14 protein-coding genes are annotated in these 12,732 nt (G+C 39.5%); 12 read left to right on the top strand and 2 right to left on the bottom strand.

The window, feature by feature from the left end; all coding sequences use genetic code 11:
* Nucleotides 1-5 precede the first annotated feature (5 nt).
* Nucleotides 6-3,236 (top strand): error-prone DNA polymerase, encoded by a 3,231-nt coding sequence (locus AB669_RS19180; RefSeq protein WP_047800977.1) that lies wholly within the window; start codon nt 6-8, stop codon nt 3,234-3,236.
* A gap of 236 nt (nt 3,237-3,472) precedes the next feature.
* On the opposite strand, the gene AB669_RS19185 is transcribed toward AB669_RS19180, so the two are convergent.
* Nucleotides 3,473-4,339 carry a LysR family transcriptional regulator gene (locus tag AB669_RS19185; RefSeq protein WP_047800978.1) on the bottom strand — a complete coding sequence of 289 codons (867 nt, stop codon included), beginning with the start codon at nt 4,337-4,339 and terminating at the stop codon, nt 3,473-3,475.
* Nucleotides 4,340-4,480: 141 nt separating this feature from the next.
* On the opposite strand from AB669_RS19185, the gene AB669_RS19190 reads away from it, so the two are divergent.
* The 11 genes from AB669_RS19190 (at nt 4,481) to AB669_RS19240 (ending at nt 12,322) form a co-directional block, all read left to right on the top strand.
* On the top strand, nt 4,481-4,807 hold the full coding sequence (locus AB669_RS19190) for a multidrug efflux SMR transporter (RefSeq protein WP_047800979.1): 327 nt from the start codon (nt 4,481-4,483) through the stop codon (nt 4,805-4,807).
* Between the two features lie 32 nt (nt 4,808-4,839).
* Nucleotides 4,840-5,358, top strand: coding sequence for a GNAT family N-acetyltransferase (locus AB669_RS19195; protein WP_047800980.1), 519 nt, complete (start codon nt 4,840-4,842; stop codon nt 5,356-5,358).
* A complete protein-coding gene (locus AB669_RS19200; protein WP_047800981.1) occupies nt 5,358-6,251 on the top strand; it encodes a DMT family transporter in 894 nt (297 codons plus the stop codon). Before AB669_RS19195 ends, AB669_RS19200 begins: the two co-directional genes overlap by 1 nt.
* 74 nt (nt 6,252-6,325) lie before the next feature.
* Nucleotides 6,326-6,862 carry a GNAT family N-acetyltransferase gene (locus AB669_RS19205; protein WP_047800982.1) on the top strand — a complete coding sequence of 179 codons (537 nt, stop codon included), beginning with the start codon at nt 6,326-6,328 and terminating at the stop codon, nt 6,860-6,862.
* 254 nt (nt 6,863-7,116) lie between these two features.
* The gene (locus AB669_RS19210; RefSeq protein ID WP_047800983.1) at nt 7,117-8,004 is read left to right on the top strand and encodes a hypothetical protein; all 888 of its coding nucleotides are present in this window, start codon (nt 7,117-7,119) and stop codon (nt 8,002-8,004) included.
* Between the two features lie 325 nt (nt 8,005-8,329).
* Nucleotides 8,330-9,004 carry an ATP-binding cassette domain-containing protein gene (locus AB669_RS19215; RefSeq protein WP_053058484.1) on the top strand — a complete coding sequence of 225 codons (675 nt, stop codon included), beginning with the start codon at nt 8,330-8,332 and terminating at the stop codon, nt 9,002-9,004.
* Between the two features lie 429 nt (nt 9,005-9,433).
* Entirely contained in the window at nt 9,434-10,108 is a 675-nt protein-coding gene (locus AB669_RS19220) for a hypothetical protein (RefSeq protein ID WP_047800985.1), read from the top strand.
* A gap of 242 nt (nt 10,109-10,350) precedes the next feature.
* Nucleotides 10,351-10,746 carry a hypothetical protein gene (locus AB669_RS19225; protein WP_156166795.1) on the top strand — a complete coding sequence of 132 codons (396 nt, stop codon included), beginning with the start codon at nt 10,351-10,353 and terminating at the stop codon, nt 10,744-10,746.
* 299 nt (nt 10,747-11,045) lie between these two features.
* The gene (locus tag AB669_RS19230) at nt 11,046-11,333 is read left to right on the top strand and encodes a hypothetical protein (RefSeq protein WP_197082443.1); all 288 of its coding nucleotides are present in this window, start codon (nt 11,046-11,048) and stop codon (nt 11,331-11,333) included.
* A gap of 78 nt (nt 11,334-11,411) precedes the next feature.
* Complete coding sequence (locus tag AB669_RS19235) at nt 11,412-11,885, top strand: hypothetical protein (protein WP_156166796.1); 474 nt, start codon at nt 11,412-11,414, stop codon at nt 11,883-11,885.
* 221 nt (nt 11,886-12,106) lie between these two features.
* Nucleotides 12,107-12,322 carry a hypothetical protein gene (locus tag AB669_RS19240; protein ID WP_047800989.1) on the top strand — a complete coding sequence of 72 codons (216 nt, stop codon included), beginning with the start codon at nt 12,107-12,109 and terminating at the stop codon, nt 12,320-12,322.
* A gap of 85 nt (nt 12,323-12,407) precedes the next feature.
* On the opposite strand, the gene AB669_RS19245 is transcribed toward AB669_RS19240, so the two are convergent.
* Nucleotides 12,408-12,677, bottom strand: a complete 270-nt coding sequence (locus tag AB669_RS19245) for a hypothetical protein (protein WP_047800990.1) — start codon at nt 12,675-12,677, stop codon at nt 12,408-12,410.
* Between the last annotated feature and the right edge of the window lie 55 nt (nt 12,678-12,732).

The following is a 12,732-nucleotide window of genomic DNA, read 5'->3' on the forward strand; positions in this document are numbered from 1 at the left end:
GGGTTATGACATATAGCGAATTACAGATTACTTCAAATTTTAGCTTTCTGCGCGGGGCATCCCATGCCCATGAACTGGTGCAACAGGCCGAATCGTTTGGTTATCATAAGATCGCCATTACCGACCGGAATACCCTTGCCGGAATCGTGCGTGCCCATGCGGCCTGCAGGGAAACCAATGTTAAGCTGATTCCTGCCTGCAGACTGGATCTGTTAGATGGGCCAGCTTTGCTGGCTTACCCCACAGATAAAGAAGCTTATGGTCGGCTCTCGGCACTATTAACCCTGGGGAATATGCGGGCCGAAAAAGGTTCCTGCCATATCTCACGGGATGATGTGTATGCGCACAGCAAAGGCATCATTTTTATTGTAGTGATGCCGGGAGTGCTCAACCGCCGCTTTCAATATGAACCGGATTTCATCAACGCCGTGGCCGAATACAAGCAGGCATTTGGAAACCAGTTATACCTGAGCGCAACCCGCTCTTATATGGGTAATGATGATAAACTCATCTTTAGGACTTCACAGCTTTCAGAATTTTATAACATCCCGGTTGTAGCCACCGGTGATATCCATTATCATGATCCCTCACGCAGGGAATTGCAGGATGTGCTGACCTGTGTACGTGAAAAATGTACCATTCAGGAAGCTGGCTTCCGTTTGCATCAAAATGCCGAACGGTACATGAAAGAGGTAGCAGAGATGGAACGTCTGTTCAGAAGATACCCCAGCGCCATCCATAATACCATGGTAATTGCCGAAGCCTGTAATTTTTCACTTGATGAGCTTAGATACGTGTATCCCGAAGAGATTAACCAAAGCGGGCGAAGCCCCATGGAAGAACTTGAATACCTGACCTGGAAAGGTGCACACGGATACTATGGGGAGGAGATTCCGGAGAAGGTGGTTAATATGATTAACCGTGAAATGGAATATGTCAGGCAGATGGATTATGCCAACTATTTTCTTTTTGTAGAAGATATCGTGCGTGAGGCTAGGTCGCGGGGAATCCTGTGCCAGGGGAGGGGATCGGCCGCCAATTCAGCCATCTGCTTTGTACTGGGCATCACTTCGGTCAACCCCATGAAGTTCGATTTGCTGTTCGAACGTTTCATTTCACCGGCCAGAAATGAACCACCTGATATTGATGTCGATTTTGAACATGAGCGGAGAGAAGAGATCATACAGTATATCTACGATAAATACGGCCGCGACCGGGCAGCCATTGTGGCTACCGTAACCCAGCAACATCAAAAAGGGGCTATCCGGGATGTGGGTAAAGCCATGGGACTTTCCGTAGATACCATTAACCGTTTGTCCAGTTCCATCTGGGAATTTACCGATGAATGGTTCGAGGGTAAACGTGTAACGGAACAAGGTCTCAACCCGAATGATCCCCACCTGAAGAAGACCCTGGAACTCACCTCTCAAATGATGGGTTTCCCCCGCCAGCTCGGGCAGCATACTGGTGGGTTTGTGGTAACGCAGGGCAAGCTGACTGATCTCTGCCCGATCCTGAATGCCCGGATGGCCGACCGGACCAATATCGAATGGAATAAAGATGATATTGATGCGCTGGGTTTTTTAAAGGTAGATGTCCTGGCGCTGGGCATGCTCACCTGTATCCGTAAAGCATTTGATTTGTGCCGGGATCATTACGGCGCACAATATACGCTGGCCAATATTCCCGAAGATGATCCTGATGTTTATGATATGATCTGTGTAGCAGATACTTTAGGGGTATTCCAGATCGAGAGCCGCGCCCAGATGTCGATGCTGCCCAGATTAAAACCCAGAGAATTTTATGATCTGGTGATTGAGGTGGCCATTGTCAGGCCAGGCCCGATACAGGGCGATATGGTACACCCTTATCTGCGCAGGCGGAATAATGAAGAAGACCCGGTTTATCCTTCGGAAGAACTGGAGGCTATACTTCACAGAACTTTAGGCGTTCCACTATTCCAGGAACAAGCCATGAAAATCGCCATTGTAGCTGCTGGATTTACCCCTGCAGAAGCCGATGGACTGCGCAGGAGCATGGCTACTTTTAAACTAAAGGGAATGGTGAACCAATATGAGCAGAAGCTGATCGATGGGATGATAAATAAAGGCTATTCTGAAGAATTTGCCAAACGGATATTCCGGCAATTAGAAGGTTTCGGAAGCTACGGATTTCCTGAAAGTCACGCCGCTAGTTTTGCCCTTCTGGTATATGTATCCTGCTGGTTGAAACATTATTATCCTGATGTATTTGCTACTGCATTATTGAACAGTATGCCTATGGGCTTTTATCAGCCCGCCCAAATCGTAATCGATGCTCAGAAACATACGGTCCAGGTCCGCGAAGTAGATATCAACCATTCCACCTGGGATAACAGGCTTGAAGAAAAATCGGGTAAATATTTTGCCATCCGTTTAGGATTCCGGCAAATCAGTGGGGTGAGGGCAGAAGAAATGGAAACGCTTGTGAATGCGCGGGGCGAGGGTTACAAAAGCATTACCGCCCTGCGTGATGCAGGAATTTCAATTGCCAGCCTGGAGCGGCTAGCCGATGCAGATGCCTTTCGCTCACTGGGGATGGATCGCCGGAAAGCATTATGGGAAGTCTCCGCCTTACAGGATATGCCGGTTGAGCTTTTCAAAGGTCAGGCTTCCGAGAGTGTACTGGAAACACAGGTGGAATTACCATTGATGGGCAAAGGCGAGCACGTGGTACAGGATTATGCAACTGTTGGACTATCCCTCAAAGCACATCCGGTGAGCTTCGTACGTTCGCAACTGGATATGCTTAATATCCGTACCTGTCAACATATCAACCATGAATCTACCGATGGGCAATTGGTTAAAGTTGCCGGGCTGGTTCTCGTACGTCAGCGCCCGGGAACAGCCGGAGGGGTTTGTTTTATCACCATTGAAGATGAAACGGGCTATTCTAATCTGGTGGTGTTTGAAAAATTATTTGAAACTTACCGTAAAGAAATTCTGCATTCCCGCTTGCTGATGGTAGAGGGACGGTTGCAGCGCGAGGGCCAGGTGGTGCATGTTATTGTAAGCAAATGTTTTGATTTTACCAAAATGCTGGGTAAACTCGTGCAGCGGGAGGTGGATAATTTGCCGGTATTAACATTGGCCAGAGGCGATGAGAAAACGGCACCTTATCCCGCGCAAAACAAAAGATCGCAGGTAAGGGAAGAAGCAACAAAAGATGCCTTTCACGGGGGAAGGAATTTTAAATAATTTTATCTTATTCTCAATCATAAGTGCCTCAAAGTTGATGAGTACAAACCGGATATCTTCCTCTTATATTTCGGGCTGTCTTATCATGTTTATAGATAGGAACTAAAGTGCTCACTTTTTTCTGAAATTCAAATGTGTATATTAGGTTTTTAATACATGATAATGAGTCAGTTCAGTATAGATCAGCAAAGGGTATTTCTTGTCTCAATAAAAAACAGGTAACGCCGCTATAAATCTTATCGTTTCAAGATAAGCTTTAGCACGTTATTCAATACCGGATGATGATCATTGACTCTCCAGTTCAGGAACAAATCGGTTTGATACGGCAAAGCAATAAATCTAATGCCGGGCGTTTCATGCCACATGTAAGAGGTGGGTAACACCGCTATACCTAAACCCTTTTTTACCAATGAAATAATTGCCGAACCGAATTCTGAATGTAAATAAGCATTAGGGACAACGTTATAAGCACGGAACAACTGCTGGATAAGGTCGCTGTAGCTGCTTCCCTCGTCTTTTATGGGCAGAATAAATTTCTGGCTGTCAAGAGTTTCTTTGGTAAGATCCTCAACGCTTTGAAAAGGATGGCTATCGGGCACCACGATAGACAAATAATCGGTAGCAATCTGCTCAGAACTGATATCATCGGTTTTATTGATATCCCTCGTAATAACCAGGTCTACTTTATAGTTCCTTAAAAATTCCTGCTGATCTTCGTACCTTACCTGTACCAGCTCGATATTAAGTTTAGGATAGGCGGAAGCAATGCTACTCAGCATGTCGGGCATAAGGGAGGCAGATATTGAATCGGGGTGCGCTATAATGATGGTACCGCTTTCACCTAACTGTATCTGGCGGGCGTGCTCATGGAAAAACTCCAGCTCGTTTATTTGTACTTCCCACTTTTCTTTCAAAAACTGCCCTGCTGAGGTAAGTTTAACATTTCTCTTGTCACGCTCGAATAGCTGAACGCCTAGTTCCCTTTCCAATGCCTGAATCTGGCGACTAAGGGCAGATTGGGTGATATGTGTCCTTTCTGCTGTTTTCCAGAAGTGGAGTTCCTGCGCCAGGATTAGAAAATATTTGATCTGTTGAATATTCATTAATGTAATATAAACATTAGTTCATGCGAAAATAGCATTTTTAGGCATTACCATAACATGTAGTTTTGTTACTTCTACCAAAGTACTGGTGCTATAAGAAAAATCAGGTGATGTTTACGTTACCGCTATAAATCATAAAAAATGAACTGGATATTTTTAATCATTGGTGGCCTTTGCGAAGTTGCATTCGCCTTCTGTCTTGGTAAGGCTAAGGATACCGCCGGAAATGAAATGTATGGCTGGTATGCCGGGTTTCTGGTGATGCTCACTTTAAGTATGGCACTCCTGATCAAAGCTACACAAACCTTACCTATTGGAACGGCGTACGCGGTGTGGACGGGCATAGGTGCGGTGGGTACCGTCATGGTTGGCATACTTGTATTTAAAGAACCCGCAACATTTTTAAGGCTGCTCTTCCTTGTCACACTCATTGGCTCTATTATCGGATTAAAGGCTGTATCGCATTAGCAGAACATTACCATTATTTAATACAACATAAAATGGATCACGTAGAAATTAAGAAAGTAACCCTGAATGATATCGAAGCTTTGGCACAAACCGGCAGGCAAACCTTTGAAGAAACCTTTTCCGATACTAACAGTGCCGATAACATGGCGAAGTATCTGGAAGAAGGTTTTTCCATTGCTAAACTGACTGAAGAAGTCAGTAATATTGCCTCTCAGTTTTACTTTGCCACATTAAATCGGCAAGTGATTGGTTACCTGAAACTGAATACCGGGAATGCACAAACTGAAATACTGGAGCAGGGTGCCCTTGAGATTGAGCGTATATATGTCCTTGCTGCCTATCATGGGCAGAAAGTTGGCCAAATTCTTTATCATAAAGCCCTGCAGGTAGCCGAAGAATTAAAAGCACCTTTCATTTGGTTGGGCGTATGGGAAAACAACCTCAGGGCCATCCGCTTTTACGAGAAGAATGGATTTGTTGCGTTCGGCAAACATGTTTTTAAACTGGGTAATGACGAACAGACCGATATCATGATGAAAAAGATCCTGTAATGGCAAAAAAGAATGTCTTATTACTTTTACTCATATTGGGTACCGCCTTTTGGGGCATATCGTTTTCGGTAAGCAAATTGGCTATTGGAGAATATTCTCCATCAACTTTTTTGTTTTACCGGTTTCTTGCCGCAACGATTGTGCTGTCGCTAATCTTTGCGCGATATGTTAAAAAAACGGATTGGCATTCCGTTAAAACAGGTGTGGCTTTGGCCATTTCACTATCTTTCGGCATTTATTTGCAAACATTAGGCATCAAACATTCATCAGCTTCCCAATGTACTTTTGTGGCAGGAAGCTGCGTAATTATTATCCCTGTTCTCAAAGTAGTTTTTTATCGTGTAGCCGTTCGCCTAAAAATATGGATTGCAGCATTGGTAGCAGTGAGTGGCCTGTTCATCATATCTGTTAAGGATGATTTTACTATCGGGATCGGAGATCTGTACACACTTGCAGGCGCACTAGGCTTTGCATTTTACCTGCTGCAGGTGGAAAAGAATTCGAAACGGGCCAACCTGATTTACACGATCGTTCCGATGTTTGCCACCTGTACGGCAATAACCTTGCTAATTGCCGTATTAGATGCAAAGGCGGAATGGCATCCGCAAAGTCATCTTTACTGGCAGGGGGTTATTTTCTGCGCGCTTTTTTCCACCGCTTATATGTATACCATCTCCAACATCTCCCAGCGTTATATTAGTGCCGAACGGGTAGCCATCATTTATCTTTTTGAACCAATCTTCGGTGCCATCGTTGCATTTTATATTCTTGGAGAAGTGCTCACCTGGCGAATTTTATCCGGAGGATCACTTATTTTCATTGCTACCATCATCGCAGAGTTCAACTTTAGTTTTTTCAAATTCAAGGAGAGTTCAGGATCAGGTAATAGCTGATCAAGAACTACGAAACCAGATTTATTTCAAATAGTCTTCCTATATTATGATCAAAAAGTATTAAAAGCACAACTATGGACCTGCAACCTATTTTAGAGAACGATCAGTTCAAATTATCCCCGTTAAAGGAGAACGACTTTAGTGTGATATATGATGTAGCGGCTGATCCGGAGATCTGGGCACAGCATCCTAATCAGGACCGATGGCAGCGGGAGGTATTTCAGACCTTTTTTGAAGGAGCTTTGCAAAGCCGTGGAGCGTTTCGCATTGTTGATAAGTCTACCGGTACTACCATTGGTAGTACCCGTTTCTATGACCTGGATGAAGCTAAAAGCCAAATCTTCATAGGGTATACATTCTATGCCACCGCCTATTGGGGCACAGGTGTCAATCGGGTAATCAAGGGAATGATGCTGGATTACGCCTTTCAATTCGTTAATCATGTTCAGTTTCACATCGGCTCAGCCAATATACGATCACAGATTGCCATAGCCCGGCTGGGCGCAGTGAAGGTAGGCGAACAGGAGGTAACCTACTTTGGCGAAACGCCAAAGCTTAATTACGTTTACGAAATCAGCAAAACCGACTGGCAACACCGCCAGCAAGGTTAGTTAAGCGATTCATCTTTTCATTCTTAATACATGTTATTTTAATAAGATAAGGAGAGGCAGGGAACGCAGGTTGACGAAACGTTATTCCGTTAAATAATATACAACTAGGGTATAAGATTGTAATAAAGCTTTAACTAAACCGGCTTCATAACAATGATCAACAACAATAGGTAGTGCTAATATAAATACAGCCTCATATATCCTTAACCTAAAAATAAGTATGTATATTGAGACACTAAATTATTCTCATATATATGAAAAACATACTTATTGTATTTCTCTTAACTTTTTTCTCACAAGTAGTATTTGCTCAAAATAACGTCAATGTAGCGCTTTCGGTGCAACAGATTTTTGAACAGTCAGAAAAAAAATATGCCAGCCTGAAAAATTATCTTGATTCCGGAAAAGTGATAACCGAATTTTATAACAGGGAAGTACCAAGCAAATCATCAATTAAATTCAAGACTGCTTATTCCAAAACTGAAGGTTTCAATTTTGAGTACTACATCCCGAATAAATCCAATTCGCTTTACATCATTAATAAAACCGGTAATGTGGTTAAATCATGGTGGGGCATTAGAAATAAAGTGGAATCTCCAGTTTCATTATCCGCGGCACTTTCTGCAGCGGCAGGTGTTTCTTCTTCCACATCATACATAGTACCCGCAGTCTTGTTTCCTGAAGAATGGAAAGAAAAGAATATTTTTAAAAATGTGAAAGCTGTTGTTTCTGGAAGTGAAAATGTAAACGGAGAAGAGTGTTATGTGATTGAGGGTAAAAGATCTGAACATGAAGCTATCAAACTATGGATTAGCAAGACGGACTTTATGATCAGAAAGATAAATACTGATTCACAATTGGATGTAAAAGCCACCAGATTAAAATCAGACTCTTTATTAAACAATAATATTAATTCACTAAATCAAAGGATTGCTTTAGCAAAAGATTCAGGCACAAAGTCTGGTTTAATTAATCAAGTAAATGCTGCAAAAAAGGTCCGGAGCAGTTTACCTGTATTAGAACAAGGGCTTTTACCTTCTGTTCTTAAAGTTAGAAAGACTTACTATTATTACCCATATACGTTAAAGACTTTCAAAACTGACCTTTTTACTTTTCACCCTAATCGTGAAGTTGAATTGTAGCGCATTGCATGGTATTACGGGTTAACTCATTAAATAAAGCTTAGATGCGGATAGTTTATAGTTTGTGGCTTTTTAACATAAAGTTCGTTTTTCTCTCAGGGATAATTTCTACGGTGCTGCCTCTAATTTTTATTTCGTATGTCAATTTGAACGTTGGTGCAGGGATTGCATTTTTATTTCTGACCCCGACTTTTCATTATTTAGTTTATGAACTTCGAAACCCGGGCGAATACTATTTTTATTACAATTTAGGTTTAAGTAAATTTTATTTATGGTTAAATACTACCTTGATTAGTATTATCATAGGCGTACTACTAATTTCATTATGAGTGAATTAACTTCCGATAGCATTCGCAAGCACTTTAACAACCGGCAAATTTTAAATGACATATTTCTATCATGTAAACCGGGAGAAATTGTCGGTCTATTTGGTCGAAATGGATCGGGAAAATCAACCTTGCTGAAAATAATATTCGGCTCTATTAAAGCGGAGGGTAAATATGTCGCTATTGATAACGTGAAAGTGGATTCCTTGTATGAGCATCGAGAAATGATAAAATATCTCCCACAAGACAACTTTCTTCCAAACCACGTGAGTATTTCGCAAATTATTAGCTGTTTTTGTGCTAAAGAAAATATAGAAATGTTGAAAAAAGATCCGCTAGTTAAACCATTTCTAAATAAAAAAATTAAACAATTATCAGGTGGCGAAAAAAGAATTTTAGAAATATTGATTTTGATTCATTCGAAAGCAACGTATTTTCTTCTTGACGAACCTTTTAACGGTGTAGCGCCTTTAAACGTTGAGATCATCAAAAGTCTGATTAAAAAGCATTCAAAGAATAAAGGATTTATAATAACTGATCACGATTATATGAATGTTCTGGATATTTCCTCACGATTTGTTCTAATAGATGATGGTAATACAAGACAAATCGGAGGAATCGATGATTTAATCGAATATGGATATTTACCAACGTCGTCACGAAAAAACGACTAAACTATAATCTTAATTTTTGTTCCAAAAAATAAACTATTTTAGTGAACCTTTCGCAGACAAAAGTATGGAAGATGTTTGGGAAAAATGTCTAAGGTGTATTACTTATGCACTTCCAATTAACCAGAATAATAATACACCAGACTCCGAGTCAATATGACTGCGTGTCGATGCCAGATAAAGTTGCTTAGTTTATTTGATTCCTGATTTAATAACTTTAAATGATAAAATTATTACTTTTAATCAAATATGACACTTTCAAATCTCGATTATAAAACTCGGCTACTGCGGTTACTGGCTACAATATATACCGTATTGGTTGGAATAGGTTTAATTATTTTTATCTTATTTGCGTCGGAAAAATTTCACTATCCGCTGTGGTTGAAATGCATGTTGATTATTGCACCATTTTCTATAGCTTAATTAAAAAATATGAACTTAATTTCTAAAAATGTTTTATTGCTGATGGTTAGCGTTATTTACTCTATCAATGCCTACTCACAGAATTTGAAAGATTGTTCTTTTGAAAACCTTTCCAAAACTAAGTTTTATCCCGACTCAATGTTGCAATTTAATTCATATAACACTTTTAGATACGATATAATTGCAAATATTAAGAATAGCAAATACCCTATCGAGTTGCGATATTACTGTCCTAAAGGGAACTATTCCAAAACAACAAATGCCTATATATTGCGAGGCACAAAAGATAGTTTAATTGCAACTAAATTAGAGACATATGTGCTTATCGGGTCAGTGCCGGGCTTCACAGTGGTTGGGAAGGATCACAACGAGAGTATAAATTTAAAGAGGACGCAGATTTGTTTAAAGGGTAACTACTGTGATCTTTATGATGTTTTAAGTAAAAACAACTTCTTTACTATTCGCGGTAGTACTCAGTTGAAGGAATTTAATAAAAAGAAAAATGTGGAGCATTACAATGATTCCGGCTCTCAAGCTTATTTTGAAATCAAGCTGTGGGGTAAGGTGAGAAATTTTATTTACGATTATGATCCGGGATGGACTGATAGTGACATTAAAAGAGGAGAGAACATCCATCAAATTATTGAGTATCTAATAACCAACATTAAAGATAATGTAAAGTAAATTGCCATCATCTTTGAGGATTGTTCCTTGGAAAAACGCTTTACATCAGAATCCTCTTCAGTAGAAGCGGATGAAGTCTAATCCAGTAGTGGCCAAATGCCCTCATGTAGACTACCTTAATTAATTTTCTAAATTGCATGAGCATACTTTTACTTAGCTAAAAAAAAACGGGAAAATGGAACTTTCGCCAATTGTCACACATCATAAGAAAACAATTCGCTTCGTGAAGGATCACTTTGGATGTGAAAGCCTTAGATGAAGTAGAGAGAGTTTTTCATCCTATGGGCGCAATTAAATTCAATAAAGGGTTAAAAGATAAGGAAATAAAGTATACAATATTCGGAAAAGCAATTGATCTGCTTTTTGCTTTCTACGATGAGAAAGAAAGTGATAAGTACGCGATTTATATCATCCTGGGTATTCCAAGAAAAGAAATTAAAATGTTTTCGCAAATATGGGGGCATCCTGGCAATGTTCCGTCTGAAGATTTTGCATCCGGAGATTTTACTTCACAGATTTGGAATATAAATGGGGCTGATATAATTGTTGGAAGGTCTTTTGTTTATAAATTTAGCGCTCAAAGTCAGTTGATACAGATTAGCAATATCAAATTACAGATTTTGTATGGTATAGAATAGTATCATATAGAAACATGATAATAAATAGTTAGTAAAAGTCTAAACCCCCTCCCAAAGGAACAATTTGGATTGGAGTCAGATTAGACTAATCAAAAACTTTCCTCTAAATAACTTGACCCTACCCGGCATTAGGGCTTTGAATTTAGCTGAACGCTCTATTTGCTAATTATTGTTGCTTATATTTAAGGAATAATAAAAAATGAAAAATGATTGAGATTCCGGTAGAAAAAAACGAGGAGGAGGAACTTCCGATACCGCAAGTTTGGAGACCAATTTTTAAAAATATAGTTCGGGCATTTGTGGATAAGGACTACAAATTAAGTTTAGGAGTAGATAATGTAAATCCTATTTCTGACGAAACTGCGGAACAAATGCAAGAATACATCGAGGAGTATGGAGAGGAACTCATTGATTTGCCAGAAGAAACCTGGGACACTTCTGTTTACATTTATTATGGTGATTATTGGAACGTGCTCATTGACCTCTTTTCTAAAGATGAGGGTTTAAGTGACTTAGTACTTAACGCGGAAGTAAGGGAAAAAGACAATAATTATGTAGTAGACATCAAGTTGATTTACGTACCCTAAAGGATTGTTAGCAAGTATTATAATGCGACAATACCTCTACATCATAATTTTGGCGCAAGCAAATTTTTAAGTATGACTATGAAAATGCTACTAAACAACATCTTAATGCATTATTTAGCTATTGCTCTAGTTAGTGTTTTGATGGTTAGCGTATCTGGCTGCAGCAAAACAACGGATAAAGCTATGGAAGGCGAATTCTATTTTGTAAATAATACGGCACATCACATTAGTTTTAGTTCCGGTTTTGAAAAATATAACCTTGCACCGAACTCAATCAGCCCTGCATTTATCGTATCAGATATATCTGATAAATCCATTACAGAACCTTCTTTCTATGCTCCATTTTTAAAAGAAAATGCATATAAACTACCAGCAGAACCAATCATTATGAGGTTTGAAAATAGTAAATGTGTGGTGATACGCAACATGCTGGGAAACCGTAACCCTTTAAACATTAACAGTTATTCCAGCGAAAGGTTAACAGAACGAAAATTTAAGTTTACCTACACATTTACTGAATCAGATTATATCGAAGCGCCTGCATGTCAATAACATAAATTAAAATATTTTACCCTTAACCTTCGGCTAATATGCTAGAATTTGATGCATCGTACTGATCTAAAAAGATATCAAAATAGTTTAGAGAAAAAAAGTCCAACCCTTTCCATATGGAATAATTTGGACTGGAGGCAGATCAGACTGCTTAATTTTACGCATTGTTTATTTCAATACATATTAACATTCTTTATGTTGCCTTCTCATAGCGCTTTATCATGATTAGATTAGTTTTTATCGCATTATTGATTTTTATTTCTGGAAATTTATACTGCCAGAAAGCACCAGTATTGCCCGTGTTGAAATCTGTAAGTGATACTTTAGATATTCGATATGATGACTATTTGAATGAACAATCATTGGTTTTATCATCAAAGAAAAAGGTTGATCCCTTACGCATCGAAATTGAAAAGCATTCCATTAAAGCGGGTTAAACCTTGGGATGACTGCGAACAGAAATATAACATACTACGTGATTTTTTCTCCAAGCAGGGGATAAGCTATGGCGTTGATTCACGATTAACCATAGATACTCAGTAAAATCAACCAGGCAACGAAGCCAACCGGTGCCAGCACCCCTGCACTTATAAAAAATGATTTCATAAATTCTTTCCTGCCCAAAACCAGAAAAACAACTCCGGAAATCAGGTTTAGCACCACATGTAAAAAAATACACAAACCCATACCAATGGCTATGCTAAACCCTCTATCCGCAACGGCACTCGTACGGACAATAAATAAAGCATATACCGCAAATACCAATAAGTTTATACCTATAATTTTGAACATCACTTAAATTTATCGCCCATTAATACCTCAAGTTAACGTATTTAAGGCTAACCAT

Source organism: Pedobacter sp. BMA, assembly GCF_001027745.1.
Taxonomy (GTDB): Bacteria; Bacteroidota; Bacteroidia; order Sphingobacteriales; family Sphingobacteriaceae; genus Pedobacter.